The sequence below is a fragment of the Arthrobacter sp. AIWTK1 genome, assembly GCF_056680535.1.
In genome coordinates this window covers 1,851,987-1,869,301 of the sequence record NZ_CM155287.1, presented here as the reverse complement: position 1 = coordinate 1,869,301, position 17,315 = coordinate 1,851,987, and the positions used below count along the sequence as shown (strand labels likewise).

Sequence of the window (17,315 nt, the reverse complement as noted above, 5' to 3'; positions counted from 1 at the left end):
CAGTCCAGTTTAGTTGGCCGGCTACCTGCCGGGCACAGCCTGAAGTGCGGGCGGTGCCGCGGGCAACGACGGCGGCGCCACCGGAAGAAGGGCCGTTCCGGCACTAACGGTGTCGGCCGACATCTCCCAGACCCGCCTGAGGGCGCAGAACTTCCACCAGTGGTGCTTGAGCACCTCCGGGTTGGCACGCATCGGCCGGACCTCCGTCTGCCCGATGGCCACCGCCAGCAGGATCGGGGAGTCGCCGTGCTGCCACGGTTCCCACTCCCCCGCGACGGGATCGACGAGGCTTTCCTCGGCCTTCATTCCGGCCACCAGCTGCATGACCACTTTGTCATCCAACGGCTTGACGGTTCCGTCCCGGGTGGTGCCCTTGGTCTTGTAGTCGATGATGCAGGTCCTGCCGTTGATCCTGGCAACGAGGTCAAGGGTGCCGGCGTAGCCCACGGTCTTGTTCCAGACGGTGACTTCCGGCGCAACGGGCTCAACACCAAAGAGTTCCCACCACTCGTCGAAGCGCGCTGCGAACGCTTCCTCGCCGTTTGCCGCCAGCGCCTCCCGCATTTCCTTCATCTGATGGGGCCGCCCGAGGGCCCGGAGCGCAACCTGTTCGCAGTAGTTATGCACGCGGTCTCCGCGCTTTGCGGCGTCGTCCCGGTACGCCTCCGCGGCCTTTGCCGCACGGCTGACGGCCTGGCGGACTTTGGCGGGACTGCCCAGGATACCGGGGAGCAACGGATCGCTGGCCAGGCTGTTTGCCCCCATGTACCCGAACCAGCCGTCAAGGCCGTGGGGCTGCTGGCCGATGACGGTGGTGATGGACGGAACGGAAAACGACTCGGAGGTCGAGCGCGCATACATCCGCCCGTATTCCGTGGCGTGGGCAAGCAGTGGATCTGTCATGCAAACACTCTTTCATGAAGGGCCGACAGGATTGCGGGGCGCAGGAGACGCGGCCGAAAAGCGAAATGGCCCGTTCCGCTGGTCAGCGGAACGGGCCATTCATTGGTGGGCGATACTGGGTTCGAACCAGTGACCTCTTCGGTGTGAACGAAGCGCGCTACCACTGCGCCAATCGCCCCAATGCCATTGAATGCTAGCCCACCCCGACGCTATTTGGAAAATCGAAGGCCTCCGCACCCTTCCGGCCCCGAATTGCGTCGCCGGAGGGTCCGCCCGCCGGCGGCCGTCGAAACTTCCCGGAAGGGACAACCGACGCGTCGCCAGCGCCGAATTACACATCTGTAATTAGGAAAATCCCCTAGATTTCAAGGAAGCGGGGCCATCCGGAGCAGATGACGACGCCCCGATTTGTAAGTTCCCTGAACCTCCTATAGAGTTCTTACTCGTTGGAACGCGAGGAAATGCCGAATGCGGCACGGAAATGCTGACAATAATGCGGACGTAGCTCAGCTGGTAGAGCACCACCTTGCCAAGGTGGATGTCGCGAGTTCGAATCTCGTCGTCCGCTCGCAGGACACTGTCATGGCGAAGGTTTTTCGGAACCTGGCTTACACGGTGGGTTGGCCGAGAGGCGAGGCAGCGGCCTGCAAAGCCGTATACACGGGTTCGAATCCCGTACCCACCTCGGTGAAAACCTTGGTATCCGGTTAATCCCGGAGAACATTTGGGCGATTGGCGCAGCGGTAGCGCGCTTCCCTGACACGGAAGAGGTCACTGGTTCGATCCCAGTATCGCCCACCAGAGCAAGGCAACTTGCTTGTTGAAGTACCACCGGCCCGGCCGGCATGGACTGAATGCGGACGTAGCTCAGCTGGTAGAGCACCACCTTGCCAAGGTGGATGTCGCGAGTTCGAATCTCGTCGTCCGCTCTCTTTCTTTAATTCCACTCCGGATCCTTCCGGTTGCGGGCGATTGGCGCAGCGGTAGCGCGCTTCCCTGACACGGAAGAGGTCACTGGTTCGATCCCAGTATCGCCCACCATCAAGCAGCTCTCCGGAGCTGCTTTTTTGTTGTCCAGACGCGAACGAAGCTCCCGAAATAGGGCACCTGGACACTAGACAACCCCACGGCGCGTGCCCTTGGCACGCCCGGTGACTCGGGGCTAGGATCGAAAGCGGAGGAGCAATCTGGCTCCGCGACAGAAGGGAGGTGCCCGTGGGTATTCTGGACGATCTAAAGGGCAAGGCTCAGCGACTGGTTGGTGGCAATGAACAGGCCATCAAGGACGGCATCGGCAAAGCCGGTGATTTCATCGACTCAAAGACCGGCGGAAAGTACGCCGACAAGATCGATTCCGTCCAGAAAGGCGCAGCCGGCCTCGTGGACAAGGTCGACCCGAAGCCGCACGCGGCTCCAGTCGACGAACCTCCCGTCGCCGGAGAGCCCCCTGTAGCCGGAGAACCCCGGCCGTAGGGCTAATAACCCAGGAACGTCAGCGAGGTGCCGGTCCCGCCGTGAGGCGGCGCCGGCACCTTTGGCGTTTAAGAGCTAGGACGGTTCGTGGTTCTGGCCTTCGCGTGCCAGAGCCGTGAGACGGGACACCGCCCGGAAGTACTTCTTGGTGTAGCCGCCGGTCATCATCTCTTCCGTGAAGAGCTGATCGAACGGGACCCCGCTGGCCAGGATGGGCACGTCCTTGTCGTACAGCCGGTCGGCCAGCACCACGAACCGTAGGGCCACCGCCTGCTCGGTGATGGTTTCCACATCACGCCACACCACACCCTCGATGCCCGCCAGAAGCTGCCGGTACCGGCTGGGGTGGACGCCGGCAAGGTGGTTGATGAGGGTTTTGAAATCATCCCGGGCCACGGTCTTGCCGTGGAATTCCGCCTGCATGTGGTGAGTCAGGTCTTCGTTCTTCAAGGGAGCCGGCGCTGCCGGGAGTCCGCGGTGGCGGAAGTCCTCGCCGTCGATCCTGACGACGTCGAACTGGTCTGCCAGCACCTGGATCTCCCGCTGGAAGTCGACGGCAGCGAACCGCCCGTCCCCCAGTGAACCGGGGAGGGTGTTCGAGGTTGCGGCCAGCTTGACGCCGGCGTCGGCCAGCTCCCGCATGAGCCGTGACATCAGGACCGTATCGCCCGGATCGTCGAGTTCGAATTCGTCGATGCACACGAGCTTGTAATTGCTCAGCGCTTCAACCGTCTTGCGGAAGGACAGTGCGCCAACCAGATTGGTGTACTCAACGAAGGTGCCGAAGGCCTTCGGACCCGGGGACGCATGCCACAGGGAGGCGAGCAGGTGCGTCTTGCCCACGCCGAAGCCGCCATCCAGGTAGATGCCGGCACGGGAGTTGTCCTTCTTCGCGAACAGCTTCTTGAAAAGTCCGGAGCTTCCGTTGGCGCCCACACCGGTTGCGAAGGATTCCAGCGCCGTCACCGCTGCGGCCTGGCTCGGCTGCGAAGAATCGGGCCGGTAGCTGGCAAAGGAAACCTCTCCGAACCGCGGGGAGGGATAGAAACCCTTGAGGAGTTCATCCACGGAAACAGACGGTGTCCGCGCGGAGAGCTGTTCGATCTGTACCAAGGTGGTCCGTTCTGCTGGTCTCGTGTCCCCAGAAAGGATACCGGCAATGCGGCACCGGCCTCATAACGCGGCGAGCCCACGTGACCAAGGCCATATTTCCCCCTGTGAACGCAGTGGGGCATAACCGCCGGGGCGTGGCTAGTGTTGGAACTGGCCCGCCGCAGCGACGCTTTCCGTCGGCAGGGGCCCCATGACCGTTTCAGTGAAAGGCCATCCCCATGTCCTACCCAGTTGAAGAGAACGACAAGTTCGCAGCGTACGCGCACCCGGAGCGCCTCGTCTCCACCGAGTGGCTGGCGGCTGCCATCGACGGCGGCGCCCTGGCCGACGGCAAACTCGTGGTGGTGGAGTCTGATGAAGATGTCCTGCTCTATGAGACCGGCCACATCCCGGGGGCCGTCAAGATCGACTGGCACACCGACCTGAACGACGAGGTCACCCGCGACTACGTGGACGGCAAGGCGTTTGCGGCCCTGGCCGCAGCCAAGGGCATTTCCCGGGACAGCACCGTGGTGATCTACGGCGATAAATCCAACTGGTGGGCAGCCTACGCGCTGTGGGTATTCACGCTCTTCGGCCACGAGGACGTCAGGCTGCTCGACGGCGGCCGCGACAAGTGGATTGCCGAGGACCGCGCACTCACCACGGATGTTACTGTCCCCGCTCCTGCCGAATACCCGGAGGTCGAGCGCAATGACGCACCGATCCGCGCCTTCAAGGAAGATGTGCTGGCCCACTTCGGCAAGCCGCTGATTGACGTCCGCTCCACCGAGGAATACACGGGCCAGCGCACCCACATGCCCGCCTACCCGGAGGAAGGCGCCCTGCGGGGCGGCCACATCCCCACCGCAGCCTCCATCCCGTGGGCCCGGGCGGCTGCCGAGGACGGCACCTACCGCAACCGGGCCGAACTCGAAGCCCTCTACCTCGGCGAAGCGGGCCTCACGGAAGGCGACGACGTCGTGGCCTACTGCCGGATCGGCGAGCGCTCCAGCCACACGTGGTTCGCCCTGAAGTACCTGCTGGGCTTTGACACCGTCCGCAACTACGACGGCTCCTGGACCGAGTGGGGCAACGCTGTCCGTGTGCCCATCGCCAAGGGAACAGAGCGCGGAACGGTTCCGGCGTAAACTGGCCTTGATGAATACCCACGCCCTTCCCGCCCCCCTTGCGGAAATAGTTGATGACTTCCAGGCCCTGACCGAACCCGAGCGGCTGCAACTGCTGCTGGAATTCTCCCAGGGGCTCCCCGAATTGCCGGACCGGTTGAAGGACCATCCGGAACTGCTGGAGCAGGTTGTGGAGTGCCAGTCACCGCTGTTCCTGACCATTGAGACTGAGAAGAACGACGCCGGTTCGCCGGACAGCGTACGGCTCTACTTCAAAGCACCGAAGGAAGCACCGACCACCCGCGGCTTCGCAGGCGTCCTGCACGAAGGGCTCGACGGTCTCACGGCGACGGAAATCCTGGCGGTTCCGGACGACATGCCCGAACTCCTGGGGCTCACCCGTGCCATCACTCCCCTGCGTATGCGGGGAATGACGGCCATGCTGGGACGCATCAAGCGCAAGGTCGCCGCGTCCGCTGCCCCGAAGGCTTAGGCCAGGGCACAGCATGACGCGCAAGCAGGCTTCCCAGGGAACGCCGGCCACGGCAGCACTCGCCGCGGCCGGCGTTCCTTTTGTGTTGCATCCGTACAGCCACGACCCCTCGGCTGCCAGTTACGGCATGGAAGCCGCCGACGTATTGGGAGTGGATCCTGGCAGGGTCTTCAAGACCCTGATGGTGGACGTTGACGGCCGGCTCGCGGTGGGGATAGTGCCTGTGCATGGAAACCTTGACCTGAAGGCAATGGCCGCGGCTCTGGGCGGCAAGAAGGCCGCCATGGCGGATCCTGCCACGGCCCAGCGCAGGACCGGGTACGTCCTGGGCGGAATATCACCGCTGGGACAGCGCCAGCCCTCCCCCACCGTCCTGGATGAGAGCGCACTCGGCCAGGACAGCATCCTGGTGTCCGGCGGCCGGCGCGGCCTGGACATCGAGTTGGACCCGGAACACCTGGTGAAGCTCACCGGCGCCATTACTGCCCGCATCGGAACCGGCCCGAAGGTTACTCCGGGCCGATAGCGGCAGTGCGGTCGGCGCCGGGGATCCGGGTGCGGGAGCCGGGATTAGCGCGGGGAGCCAGCTGCAGCCGCAGCCACGCGGTGACCAGGCCTTCCCAGCGCTCCGGATCGACGTTCCATTCCTTGGTGTGCCGTGCGTCCTGGAAGGTTTCGAAAGTGACCATCTCGGGGTTCTTCTCGGCGATGCTTGCCGAGGGTCCATAGGGTACGTATTCATCGTCGACGCTATGCAGGATCAGCGTGGGAGTCCGCAGTTCCACGGCGCGGGAGACCCAGTCCATCGATTTCAGGTCCACCGGCGCCGCCAGCCCGGTCAGGCGCCGGCCGAGGGGGTGGCCCATCATCAGCTGTCCGTAGCGTCCCACGGCAGACGGGATGCGATTCAGCTGCGCGTGGTGCGCCAGCACGTTCACCCAGTCAACCACCGGCGCGTCAAGCACCATGGCCCGGATCAGGTTGTGGTGCCGTGAAAGGTCCGCCGTCTGCAGGCAGATCGCGCCGCCCATGGACCAGCCAAACAACACGACCTCCCTGGCGCCGTTGGCGAGGGCGAAACTGATGGCTGCCTCGACGTCGCGCCATTCGGTGGAACCGAGGCCATAGCGGCCGTCGGGGGCCGACGGCGCCAGCCCGTCGTTGCGGTAGGAGATCACCAGGCTGGTCAGGCCGAGCTCCTGTGCCGGGCGCAGGGCACGCAGGCACTCCTGCCGGGTGGCGCCGCGGCCGTGGACCATGATGGCCCAGGTATCCGAAGGCGCCGGCGCGCGCACCAGCCAGGCCGGCGCGGTCCCGCCCTCGACGTCGATGTCCACGTCATCGGCCGACAGCCCGATGGACGCGGGATCCGGATGAGCGGCACCGCTCCAGTAGCCCCGGCGTGCCGTGGTGAGATCCCCGGAGTAGACGGCTTCCACCTCGCGCAGCACGGTGCGTTCGGCGGGTGAGTACGAGACGATCCTGCCGATTCGTGCGTGCCCGCGGCCGCCGTCGAAGAACAAGCCGTACACACCTTCCACGGTGGCGTCGTCGGTGGCGGCAAGGATGACCTGGAGGCCGTCCGCGGCACGGATGACCGCCAGCACTTCCTGGTTCTCATCGCGCACCCGCACCGGTGTGATAACCCGCCGCGCGAAGTAGAGGGCAAGGGCTGACGACCCGGCGCCCAGCAGGCCCGCCGCGGCGCCGCCCGCAATAACGCCGCCCACTGCCCATTTGGCACTGGAGGACATACCGGCGTCTGAGGCGGGTCGGAGCCCGCCCCCGGAAGGAAGCGGAGTTGCAGGTGTGGCCGGGCGCAGCCCCGGGATGGATGCCATGGATCCATTCTTACTGCTGCCGGCCCCGGGACATATTCGGGCACGCCGTGCGGGGCGGCACAGGGGCACTTGAGGGCGCGGACCGGCCCGGTCGAAATTCGTGCGGGAAGCCCGGGCCGGGACTAGGCTGGGGGCATGAGCGATCCAATCGTCATTCTGACAGAAGAGCCGCTGGGTGCGGACGACCGCGTAAACATCGAACGCCTGGTGGACGGGGGTGACGCGCCCCTTGTCGTGCTGGTCCCGGCCAACACGGAACGGCACCTCCTGGTGGACTTCCTCGAAAACCTGTCCCTCCTGGACGTCGCGAAGGCCTTCCGCGAACTGACCTCCCACGCCCCGGATCCTGCAACCGAGCGCGCCGCCGCCGCCGAAACCCTTGCGGTATCGCTCAACGCCCTGGCAGGAATCGGCGGCGGAATCACCGGCGAGGTGGTGGACGGCGGCGCCGTGCAGGGACTCGTGGCAAAGGTCAAGGAAGTCGGCGCAGGCCAGGCCGTCGTCATCACGCGGCCGCATGCCATTTCCGACACCTTCCACACCGACTGGGCCAACAAGGCCCAGGACCAGCTGGGGCTGCCGGTGCTGCACCTGTATGCCGGCTCGGGATTTATCGGGGACTCCTGAGCGTTGTTGTAGCCATGAGCATCTTTAGCAACAAGCCGAAAGTCACGCCCGTCCAGGTCCCCGCCGATGGATCGGTGGCGGAAAATGCCGCTCCACGGGTTGAGAAGACCGACGAGGAATGGCGTCAGGAGTTGACGCCGGAGGAGTACCGGGTGCTCCGGCAGGCAGGCACCGAGCGGCCCTACACCGGCGAGTACTGGGACACCCACACCGCCGGCGTCTACACATGCCGCGCCTGCGGCACGGAGCTGTTCACCAGCAATGAGAAATTCGATTCCCATTGCGGCTGGCCGTCCTTCTGGGCGCCCCTTGCCGACGGCACTGTCCGCTACATCCATGACCGCACGATGGGCATGGACCGGGTGGAGGTGCGCTGCGCGAGTTGCGACTCGCACCTGGGCCACGTCTTCGAGGGCGAGGGCTACGGCACTCCCACGGACCAGCGCTATTGCATCAACTCCGTATCGCTGACCCTGGTTAAGGCTGAAGACCCCAGGTAGTTGACGGCAGCCCTGCGCCCGCTAGGGCTGGGGCGGGGCTGCTGATCCACTTGCACAAGTCTTTCTTATGCTCAGGCTGATTTTGCATTAGGAGATCTGTTTGCTTGCTACGCTCGCCGTAGAAGCTCCAAGCAACCAGAAAGGCGATCGCCGACGATGACTACGACCGCTCTCACCGCCCCGGCCCGGCTCACCGAAAACCACCCGGAATGGCTGCGGATCAAGGCCGCCGCGACGGCACTCCAGGCCCTCCAGGTCCAGGACGGCTCCGTCCCGGATACCGCCGACCATGAAGCTGCTGCCGCACACGTCAGCACCATCTGCACTGCTGTCGACGCACTGGCCCCCGCCTTTCCGCACGACGCCCGCTACCTCGAACTCCTGGTCAGCGACTTCGGCCGGTGGGCCGCCGGCGGATTCGGCGTGCCGGATTTCCTGGACTCCTTGCTCGCCTTCCAGCCGCAGCAGCACCGCGTCAACGGGCTGCAGCATCTGGTGGTCTTCCCCATGTACACCCAGAACGGCAGCAGCAGCCGCCTCGTGGAGGCCGTCCTGATCGAGGTCATCTGGCCGGAGTTCATTGCCGGCCTCGAGGACGGCGAGTACTCCAACAAGCTCTTCGTTCCGATCCGGTTCGTTGACTTCACGCCGGGCTACAACACCAACTCCGCGGTGCTGTTCCCGGAAACCGTCGCCGTCAGGGAAACCCCGACGTTCACGTGGGGCGCCATCTTCGCAGACCGGGAAGCAGCCCGCTTCCGCCGGGTGCTCGGGGCTGCTGCCGATATCACCCGGCTGGAGCTCCCCGCCGAAGCGGCGGAGTTCCTGGAGAACCAGGAACTCACCCAGGAAACGTTCGTGATGTGGGACCTGATCCATGACCGCACCCACATGCGCGGGGACCTGCCCTTCGATCCGTTCATGATCAAACAGCGCATGCCGTATTTCCTGTACTCACTGGAGGAACTCCGCTGTGACCTGACGGCCTTCCGCGAATGCGTGAAGATCGAAAAGGACGAAGAGGCTGCCTCCGAAGCCCGCCGTCACGCCAAGCTGGTCCAGTATGCCGTCATCTTCGACCGGATCTTCCGCTTCGCCATCACCGGCAGCCGGGTCCGCAACTACGACGGCCTCGGCGGCCAGTTGCTCTTCGCCTGGATGCACCAGCACCGTGTCCTCCACTGGACCGACAGCAAGCTCAGCATTGACTGGGATGAAGTTGCCGACGTCGTGGTTGAGCTCGGCGCCCGGATCGAGGAGCTTTACTGGCGCTCGATCGACCGACCGAAGATGGCCCACTGGCTGGCAGCGTACGAGCTGATCTCCGGGACCGTCACGCCGAACCCGGCGTCCGTCTGGGCCAAGGGCCCGGGTGCGCTGCCGCTGGCCGGACCGCCGCGCGGCCTGACCGACCAGGTGCTCGACGACGAATTCCCGCTGTCGATGTTCTATGAAGCCCTCGAGAAGAAGATGCGTCCGGTCATCGAGTCCACCGCCGGGATCACCGGCTCGTCAGACACCGGCAGCGGCGCCGCCGGCGACACGCGGGCCATGAACGCCGGATGAGTGCCGGACACCCCCTGAACGTGGTTGTCACCGGCGGCAGCGGTCCGGCCGGGATCGCGGCCGCACGCGCGCTGCGCGAAGCCGGCCATACGGTCGTTACGGTCGGTTCGGACGGTCCCCGGATCGAGGCTGCCGCCGCGGAAGCGGGCGACGGCGTCACTCCCCTGGCCTGCGACCTCGCCAGCCTGGCCGACGTACGGGCGCTGCACGCCACCATTTCCGCCACTGCCGGAAGGGTCGACGGCGTCATCCACCTTGTGGGCGGCTGGCGCGGCGCCAAGGGCATCACCGACCAGAGCGACGAGGACTGGGACTTCCTGGAACGCTCAGCCGTCACCACCCTGCGGAACGTCACGCGGGTGTTCTACGACGACCTCGCCGCCTCGGAAACCGGCCGTTTCGCCATGGTGACCTCCACTGCCGCTGAAACACCAACGGCAGCGGGCGCAAGCTACGTCGCCGCCAAGGCCGCCGCCGAAGCATGGACTCTGGCGGTCGCCGAAGGCTTCAGCAGCGGGACTCACAGCGCCGCGGTCATCTTCGTGGTGAAGGGCCTCGTGGACGCAGCCATGCGTGAACGGTCCCCGTCCCGCAGCTTCCCCGGCTTCACCGACGTGACCGACCTGGCCGCTGCCGCCGTCGGACTTTTCACCACCCCCGCGGCTGAACTGAACGGCCGGCGGCTGGTCCTTAGCCGATAACGGCGGACATCCCTAGACTGAAAGCGTGACCAAAGCGATGACAACCACAGTTGAAACTGCCCCTGCCGCCACCGCGGCCCGGCTCCACGACCCTGCTGTCCGGGGGTTCGCGTCCGACAACTATTCGGGCGTCCACCCGGAAGTCCTGGCAGCGCTGGCGGCTGCCAACGAGGGCCACCAGGTCTCCTACGGCGAAGACGACTACACGGCACGGCTGCAGGTGCTCATGGAGGAGCACTTCGGGGCGGGCATCGAATGCTTCCCCGTCTTCAACGGAACGGGAGCCAACGTCCTCTCCCTCCAGTCCCTGCTCCCCCGCTGGGGCGCGGTGATCTGCGCGTCGACAGCCCACATCAACATGGATGAGAACGGCGCCCCGGAGCGGATCGGCGGGATCAAGCTCCTCCAAGTCCCCACCACGGACGGAAAGCTCACCCCGGAGTTGATCGACAGGGAAGCATGGGGATGGGGAGACGAGCACCGCGCCCAGCCCCTGGCGGTGTCCATCACGCAGACCACCGAGCTGGGCACCTGCTACGCGCCCGAGGAGGTCCGCGCCATCGCGGACCACGTCCATGCCAAGGGCATGAAGCTCCACATGGACGGCGCCCGGCTGGCCAACGCCGCGGCCCACCTGGACGTGCCGTTGCGGACGTTCACCCGCGACGCCGGCGTGGACATCCTCTCCTTCGGCGGCACCAAGAACGGGCTGCTGTTCGGCGAAGTGGTGGTGGCGCTGAACCCCGGCGCCGCGCAGGGGCTGGTCTACCTCCGCAAGATGAACATGCAGCTGGCCTCCAAGATGCGGTTCATGTCCGCCCAGTTCATCGCCCTGCTGGAGGGCGACCTGTGGCTTCGCTCGGCCAGGCACGCCAACGCAATGGCTGCCCGGTTGCGCGCAGCAGTGGACGGGATCGACGGCGTGGAACCCACCCAGAAGACGGAATCCAATGGCGTGTTCGCCATCCTGCCCGCAGGCGTTGCGGACAGGCTGCGGGAATCCTTCCGCTTCTACGATTGGAACGAAGCCGCCCGGGAGGTCCGCTGGATGTGCTCGTTCGATACGAGCGAAGAGGACGTGGATTCGTTCGTCGCCGCCATCAAGCGGGAGCTGGCGGCCGGTTGACCGGCCGCACGGGGCGGCGAGCCTGCCGGGATCGGCGCCACAATTTGCGTAACCTGCGAATGTGAACGAACTCGCCCAGGTTCCCGCGGAGTTCCTTTCCGCTTTGGGATCCCTTCGAAAAGCACGGTGCCGCAGTGAGCTGCACCTGGACGAGATCCCGGCGCCCTCACGGCTGGCGCCCTTCGCCGTGGCCCTCGGAGCCGAGGTCATCGGGCCTGTCCCCGGACCGGCCCCTGCCGCCGTCCACGGACCGGTTTCCGCCGCGCTTGTCCGCGCCGCGGGAACTGTTGACGACGAAGCAGAGGAACTCGCCACCGGCCGGTTCATCCTGCTCTACGATCCCGACGGCTCGGCTGTTTGGGACGGGGAGTTCCGGATCGTCACCTACATCCGCGCCCAGCTGGAGGCGGAGATGGGAAACGACGAAATGCTCGGCTCGGTGGCGTGGACCTGGCTGGTCGAAGCGCTGGAGAACCACAAGGCGCCCTACCGCGAGGCAGGCGGAACAGCCACCAGGATCCTGTCCGAAAGCTTCGGCACGCTCGCTGACCGGCCGGGTTCCATCGACATTGAACTGCGGGCATCCTGGACGCCCGAAGGGCCGGATATCCGGTCGCACCTGGAGGCGTGGTCGGACATGGTCTGCACGTTCGCCGGACTCCCGCCGCTGCCGGAGGGCGTCTCCGCCCTGCCCCGCAGGCGGCGCAACTGACCATGGCTGGCTACGGCGGGGCGCCCTCCAGCGCGATGTCGGTAAACTGAAGGCATCATGACCCCTCAAAATCCGGAACACACCACAGCCGGCGTCCCGGCTGCTGACATCACTCCCCACATCACGGTGGAAGGCTTTGACAGCCTGGTCCCCGAGGTCATCGACCTGGACTCGCCACGCGACGGGGTACCACTGGTCATTGAAACTCCCGCCGGACTGGAACGCTGCGCCGCCGCCATTGCCGCGGGGACGGGCCCGGCCGGGGTGGACGCCGAGCGCGCATCGGGGTTCCGATACGGCCAACGGGCCTTCCTGGTACAGATCCGCCGCGAAGGCTCGGGGACGTGGCTCATCGACCCTGAACCCTTCGGTGACCTGCAGATCATCAACGACGCCCTGGACGGTGTCGAGTGGATCCTGCACGCAGCGAGCCAGGACCTGCCGTGCCTGTCCGAGCTGGGCATGTGGCCTCACAAACTGTTCGATACCGAGCTGGCCGCGCGGCTGGCGGGACTGCCACGGGTAGGCCTGGCGGCAGTCATCGAACAACTGCTCGGCTTCGGCCTCGCCAAGGAACATTCCGCCGCCGACTGGTCCACGCGCCCGCTCCCTGAACCCTGGCTGCGGTACGCGGCCCTGGACGTCGAAGTCCTCACCGAGCTGCGCGAAGAACTCATCGAGCTGCTCCAGGCCGACGGGAAGCTTGAATACGCCGAACAGGAATTCGCCGCCATCCTCGCGGCCGGGCTCGCCCCGCCCCGCGTGGATCCCTGGCGCAAGACCTCCGGACTCCATCAGATCAGGGACCGCCGCCAGCTGGCCGCGGTCCGCGAACTGTGGCTGGAACGCGACTCCCTGGCCCGCAAGCGCGACGTTGCCCCCGGCCGGCTCATCCCCGACTCTGCGCTTGTGGCGGCAGCCAAGGCCATGCCCGCCACCGTGCCGCAACTGCTGGGCACCAAGGGCTTCCACGGACGGGCCGCCCAGCGGGAGGCCCCCCGCTGGCTGCGGTGCATCGCTACGGCGCGGGCCATGGAGGAGCTGCCGCCGCTGCACCTGCCGACCAACGCACCGCCGCCGCCGCGCGTGTGGGCGGACAGGGACCCGGCCGCAGCCGAACGCCTGGCCACTGCAAGGCCCCTCCTGCAGGACAAAGCCGACGAGCTGAACCTGCCCGTCGAAAACCTTCTCACGCCCGACTTCCTCCGCCGGGTGGCGTGGCGTCCGCCCGCGGAGCTCAGCGAGGAAGGGATCGCCGAGGAGCTCGGTGAACTCGGTGCCAGGCCCTGGCAGATCGAGCTGACGGCTCCCCTGATCACCGCCGCGTTCCTTAGTCCGCAGCCGCTGCCGCCCAAGGAACCGAAGGAACCCAAGGCCGCTCCCGGCGCGGGAAGCTAGGCTTCCCGGACGTGTCCTCCCAGGCTGGCCGTAACCGGACATACGGCCCCCAGGGTCCTTGCCAGCTAAGTTACTCACGAGTAACATTGAGGTCTATGCCGCCCGGCCCGCCGCTGGCACTGGCGTGCGGCCGGCACCAATGTCTCAATGAGGAGTATCACGTGAGCCAACCCCACAGCGGAAAAGACAACAGCGGAGCACAGAGCAGCGGAATCCCCGGCAGGGGAAATCACAGGACCGTCCGCGACGTCGTTTTTGTGGACGGCGTCCGGACCCCGTTCGGACGTGCGGGCGAAAAGGGCATCTACGCCGGAACCCGCGCTGATGACCTCGTGGTCAAGTGCATCCGCGAACTGATGCGCCGCAACCCCTCGCTCTCCGCGGACCGCATCGACGAGGTGGCCGTTGCCGCCACCACCCAGACGGGCGACCAGGGGCTCACCATCGGCCGCACGGCCGCCCTGCTGGCAGGACTCCCCCGTACCGTTCCGGGCTTCGCCGTGGACCGCATGTGCGCCGGAGCGATGACCGCGGTGACCACCACGGCCAGCGGGATTGCCTTCGGCGCCTACGACGTCGTTATCGCCGGCGGAGTGGAGCACATGGGCAACCACCCCATGGGCGAGGGAGCCGATCCCAATCCGCGGTTCATGTCCGAGCGCCTGGTGGATCCCGCGGCCCTGAACATGGGAAACACCGCGGAAAACCTGCACGACCGTTTTCCGGCCATTACGAAGGACCGCACGGACGCCTACGCCGTGGCCTCCCAGGACAAGCTGGCAGCGGCCTACGGGAAGGGCCAGATCCAGCCGGATCTGGTGCCGGTGGCCACGATGAAGCCCGGGCAGGGCTGGACCGTCAACACCGTTGACGAACCGCCCCGGCCGGGAACCTCCCGTGAGGACCTTGCAGCACTGCGCACGCCATTCCGTCCCCACGGCCGGGTCACTGCAGGCAACGCGGCCGGGTTGAACGACGGCGCCACTGCGGCCCTGCTCGCCTCGGCAGATGCCGCCGCGGAGCTCGGACTGCCGGTGAAGATGCGCCTGGTCAGCTACGCCTTCGCCGGCGTGGAGCCCGAAGTCATGGGCATCGGGCCGGTTCCTGCCACGGAGAAGGCACTGAAGAACGCCGGCCTCGGCATCGCGGACATCGGACTGTTCGAAATCAACGAGGCCTTCGCCGTCCAGGTGCTGAGCTTCCTGGACCACTTCGGTATTTCCGACGACGATCCCCGCGTTAACCGGTACGGCGGCGCGATCGCCGTCGGGCATCCCCTGGCCTCGTCCGGAGTGCGCCTGATGAACCAGCTGGCGCGCCAGTTCGAAGAGGACCCCTCGGTCCGTTATGGCATGACCACCATGTGCATCGGCCTGGGCATGGGCGCCACCGTCATCTGGGAAAACCCGCGTCACTCGGAATACACAGGCTACAGCGGCGTCCTGTCACCAACCGACACACACGCAACCAAAACTGCACCCCCGACCGGGACTGCCACCACCGAGACTGAAGGAGCCGCAGCATGAGCGCCGCAGATTTCCGCAAGCTTGCCGATCTTTTCCCCGACGAGACCGTCACGCATTCCTATGTGCAGGACATCCAGCTGCCGGCAACCGGTGGCAGGCCCAGCCCGGGAACCTTCGCACTCATCACCCTGGACAACGGCCTGGACCACTCCAAGCCCACCACCCTGGGCCCGAACACCCTGGTGGAGCTGGGCACTGTCCTCGAGGGGCTCAAGGACCGGGCCGCCCGCGGCGAGATCGTGGGCGTCGGCGTGACCGGCAAGCCGTACTACCTGGTGGCCGGTGCCGACCTGTCCGCCGTCAAGTCCCTCAACAACCGGGACCACGGCCTCTGGATGGCCCAGCTTGGGCACGACGTCTATGCCACCCTGGCAAACCTCGGCGTTCCCAGCTTCGCCTTCATCAACGGCGTGGCCCTGGGCGGGGGGCTGGAAATCGCCCTGCAGTCCACCTACCGCACGGTGTCCACCGGAGCCGGAGCGCTGGCACTTCCCGAAGCCTTCCTCGGCCTGGTTCCCGGCTGGGGAGGCGTCTACATCATGCCGCGGCTGATCGGGCCGGAAAACGCCGTCAAGGTGATGATCGAGAATCCGCTCAGCAACAACCGGACTCTCACCGGTCCGCAGGCCTTCGGGCTGGGAATTGCCGACGCCATGTTCGAACCCGCGGACTTCGTGGAACAGTCCCTCGCCTGGGCCGCGAGCGTCATTTCGGGTGCGGCAGCCCCTGAACGGCCCAACGCCGTCGATTCCTCCGACCCGGCAATTGCCGAGCGCTGGACGGCGGCCGTTGCCGCCGGGCGCGCCTTCGTGGAATCCAAGACGTCCAATGCCTCACCCGCGCCGGCCAAGGTGCTGGACATCATGGAGGCCAACAGGACCATGAGCCAGGCGGACTCGGCAGCGCTCGAGTGCGAGACCCTGGCCGGCCTCATGCAGACCGACGAATTCCGCTCCACGGTGTACGCGTTCCTGGACCTCGTGCAGAAGCGCTCCAAGCGCCCGGCCGGTGCACCTGACCGCAAACTGGCCCGGCCCGTGACCAAGGTGGGCGTGGTGGGCGCAGGCCTGATGGCCAGCCAGCTTGCGCTGCTCTTCGCCCGGCAGCTCAAGGTGCCCGTCGTGATGACGGACATCGACCAGGCCCGCGTGGACAAAGGCGTGGGCTACGTCCACGCTGAAGTGGACAAGATGCTGGCGAAAAAACGGATCAGTCCCGACGCCGCCAACCGCACCAAGGCGCTGGTCACCGGCTCGGTATCGAAGGAGGCGTTTGCCGACGCCGACTTCGTCATCGAGGCCGTGTTTGAGGAGCTGAACGTCAAGAAGCAGGTGTTCGCCGAGGTGGAGGCGATCGTCTCCCCCGAGTGCATCCTGGCCACCAACACGTCCTCGCTGTCCGTGACTGCGATGGCTGCGGACCTGGAGCACCCGGAACGCCTGGTGGGCTTCCACTTCTTCAACCCGGTGGCCGTGATGCCGCTGCTGGAGATCGTCCGTGCGCCCAGGACCGACGACGCCGTGCTGGCCACCGCGTTCGAGCTCGCCAAGGGCCTGAAGAAGACCGCTGTCCTGGTCAAGGACGCCGCGGCGTTTGTGGTCAACCGCATCCTGCTGCGGCTGATGGGCGAAGTGACCGCCGCGTTCGATGAGGGGACTCCGGCCGACGTGGCGGACAATGCGCTGCGCCCGATGGGCCTGCCCATGACCCCGTTCACGCTCGGTGCCATGGTGGGCCTGCCGGTGGCGCAGCACGTCCAGGAATCCCTCCACGCCGCGTTTGGTGACCGCTTCACGGTGTCCCGGAACCTGCAGAAGCTGATCGACAACGGCGTGACATCCCTGTGGGCTGTGCAGAACGGGGCGCCGGAGAAGGCCCCGGACGGCAAGCCGTTCATTCCGGCCGAAACGCTGGCGCTGCTGTCCTTCGGCACCTCCCCCTCGACGGGTGAGGAAGTCCTCCGCCGGACACAGGACGCGCTGGCCGAGGAAATCGGACTCATGCTGGACGAAGGCGTGGTGGCCGGACCGGAAGACATCGACCTCTGCATGATCCTGGGCGCCGGCTGGCCGATGTTCCTCGGCGGCATCACCCCGTATTTGGACCGGGTGGGGGCCTCCGAGCGCGTCAACGGCAAGAGGTTCCTGGCGCCGGGTGTAGCGTCCGCGGCGGCCGCGGCCTAGCGTTACGCTTCGCAGTCACACGGCGCCGCTGTCCGCACCCTTCC

Annotated in this window: 16 protein-coding genes and 6 tRNA genes; 18 read left to right on the top strand and 4 right to left on the bottom strand. The window is 66.3% G+C overall.

What is annotated here, in order from left to right; translation table 11 throughout:
- Positions 1–21: 21 nt before the first annotated feature.
- Together AC1MDG_RS08575 and AC1MDG_RS08570 are read right to left on the bottom strand one after the other, a co-directional pair.
- Positions 22–903, bottom strand: coding sequence for a PD-(D/E)XK nuclease family protein (locus AC1MDG_RS08575; protein ID WP_043480625.1), 882 nt, complete (start codon positions 901–903; stop codon positions 22–24).
- Positions 904–1,006: 103 nt separating this feature from the next.
- Positions 1,007–1,081: transfer RNA gene (locus tag AC1MDG_RS08570), tRNA-Val, on the bottom strand.
- A 317-nt stretch (positions 1,082–1,398) separates the two neighbouring features.
- On the opposite strand from AC1MDG_RS08570, the gene AC1MDG_RS08565 reads away from it, so the two are divergent.
- From AC1MDG_RS08565 to AC1MDG_RS08540, 6 genes are all read left to right on the top strand, one after another.
- Positions 1,399–1,471, top strand: a tRNA-Gly gene (locus AC1MDG_RS08565).
- Between the two features lie 46 nt (positions 1,472–1,517).
- Positions 1,518–1,588, top strand: a tRNA-Cys gene (locus tag AC1MDG_RS08560).
- 41 nt (positions 1,589–1,629) lie between these two features.
- Positions 1,630–1,704 (top strand) — tRNA-Val (locus tag AC1MDG_RS08555).
- Positions 1,705–1,759: 55 nt separating this feature from the next.
- A tRNA-Gly gene (locus AC1MDG_RS08550) sits at positions 1,760–1,832 on the top strand.
- Between the two features lie 37 nt (positions 1,833–1,869).
- Positions 1,870–1,944 (top strand) — tRNA-Val (locus AC1MDG_RS08545).
- 174 nt (positions 1,945–2,118) lie between these two features.
- A complete protein-coding gene (locus AC1MDG_RS08540; RefSeq protein WP_209745833.1) occupies positions 2,119–2,376 on the top strand; it encodes an antitoxin in 258 nt (85 codons plus the stop codon).
- A gap of 75 nt (positions 2,377–2,451) precedes the next feature.
- On the opposite strand, the gene zapE is transcribed toward AC1MDG_RS08540, so the two are convergent.
- The gene (gene zapE / locus AC1MDG_RS08535; protein ID WP_043480624.1) at positions 2,452–3,489 is read right to left on the bottom strand and encodes a cell division protein ZapE; all 1,038 of its coding nucleotides are present in this window, start codon (positions 3,487–3,489) and stop codon (positions 2,452–2,454) included.
- A gap of 218 nt (positions 3,490–3,707) precedes the next feature.
- On the opposite strand from zapE, the gene AC1MDG_RS08530 reads away from it, so the two are divergent.
- The 3 genes from AC1MDG_RS08530 to ybaK are packed head-to-tail and all read left to right on the top strand — an operon-like array spanning position 3,708 to position 5,617.
- A complete protein-coding gene (locus AC1MDG_RS08530; RefSeq protein WP_043480623.1) occupies positions 3,708–4,619 on the top strand; it encodes a sulfurtransferase in 912 nt (303 codons plus the stop codon).
- Between the two features lie 10 nt (positions 4,620–4,629).
- Positions 4,630–5,091: a SufE family protein gene (locus AC1MDG_RS08525; protein WP_043480622.1), complete on the top strand. Its 462-nt coding sequence runs from the start codon at positions 4,630–4,632 to the stop codon at positions 5,089–5,091.
- A gap of 13 nt (positions 5,092–5,104) precedes the next feature.
- Positions 5,105–5,617, top strand: coding sequence for a Cys-tRNA(Pro) deacylase (ybaK, locus tag AC1MDG_RS08520; RefSeq protein WP_479808537.1), 513 nt, complete (start codon positions 5,105–5,107; stop codon positions 5,615–5,617).
- Here the strand turns inward: ybaK and AC1MDG_RS08515 are convergent.
- Positions 5,601–6,845, bottom strand: a complete 1,245-nt coding sequence (locus tag AC1MDG_RS08515; RefSeq protein WP_479809058.1) for an alpha/beta hydrolase family protein — start codon at positions 6,843–6,845, stop codon at positions 5,601–5,603. The two genes, ybaK and AC1MDG_RS08515, sit on opposite strands and share 17 nt — an antisense overlap.
- A gap of 222 nt (positions 6,846–7,067) precedes the next feature.
- Here AC1MDG_RS08515 and AC1MDG_RS08510 point away from each other — a divergent pair, with 222 nt between their 5' ends.
- The 9 genes from AC1MDG_RS08510 to AC1MDG_RS08470 all read left to right on the top strand — a co-directional run bounded on the left by AC1MDG_RS08510 (position 7,068) and on the right by AC1MDG_RS08470 (position 17,271).
- Positions 7,068–7,559 carry a hypothetical protein gene (locus AC1MDG_RS08510; protein ID WP_043480619.1) on the top strand — a complete coding sequence of 164 codons (492 nt, stop codon included), beginning with the start codon at positions 7,068–7,070 and terminating at the stop codon, positions 7,557–7,559.
- Positions 7,560–7,573: 14 nt separating this feature from the next.
- A complete protein-coding gene (gene msrB, locus AC1MDG_RS08505; RefSeq protein ID WP_479808536.1) occupies positions 7,574–8,059 on the top strand; it encodes a peptide-methionine (R)-S-oxide reductase MsrB in 486 nt (161 codons plus the stop codon).
- A 156-nt stretch (positions 8,060–8,215) separates the two neighbouring features.
- On the top strand, positions 8,216–9,625 hold the full coding sequence (locus AC1MDG_RS08500) for a DUF6421 family protein (RefSeq protein WP_479808535.1): 1,410 nt from the start codon (positions 8,216–8,218) through the stop codon (positions 9,623–9,625).
- Positions 9,622–10,326: an SDR family oxidoreductase gene (locus AC1MDG_RS08495; protein WP_043480617.1), complete on the top strand. Its 705-nt coding sequence runs from the start codon at positions 9,622–9,624 to the stop codon at positions 10,324–10,326. The genes AC1MDG_RS08500 and AC1MDG_RS08495 overlap by 4 nt, the downstream gene beginning before the upstream one ends.
- A gap of 37 nt (positions 10,327–10,363) precedes the next feature.
- Complete coding sequence (locus AC1MDG_RS08490; protein WP_479809057.1) at positions 10,364–11,452, top strand: threonine aldolase family protein; 1,089 nt, start codon at positions 10,364–10,366, stop codon at positions 11,450–11,452.
- 61 nt (positions 11,453–11,513) lie between these two features.
- The gene (locus tag AC1MDG_RS08485) at positions 11,514–12,164 is read left to right on the top strand and encodes a DUF3000 domain-containing protein (RefSeq protein WP_043480615.1); all 651 of its coding nucleotides are present in this window, start codon (positions 11,514–11,516) and stop codon (positions 12,162–12,164) included.
- Between the two features lie 57 nt (positions 12,165–12,221).
- Positions 12,222–13,562: an HRDC domain-containing protein gene (locus AC1MDG_RS08480; protein ID WP_479808534.1), complete on the top strand. Its 1,341-nt coding sequence runs from the start codon at positions 12,222–12,224 to the stop codon at positions 13,560–13,562.
- A gap of 212 nt (positions 13,563–13,774) precedes the next feature.
- Positions 13,775–15,088, top strand: coding sequence for a thiolase family protein (locus tag AC1MDG_RS08475; RefSeq protein ID WP_479809056.1), 1,314 nt, complete (start codon positions 13,775–13,777; stop codon positions 15,086–15,088).
- Entirely contained in the window at positions 15,085–17,271 is a 2,187-nt protein-coding gene (locus AC1MDG_RS08470; protein WP_479808533.1) for a 3-hydroxyacyl-CoA dehydrogenase NAD-binding domain-containing protein, read from the top strand. Before AC1MDG_RS08475 ends, AC1MDG_RS08470 begins: the two co-directional genes overlap by 4 nt.
- Positions 17,272–17,315 lie beyond the last annotated feature (44 nt).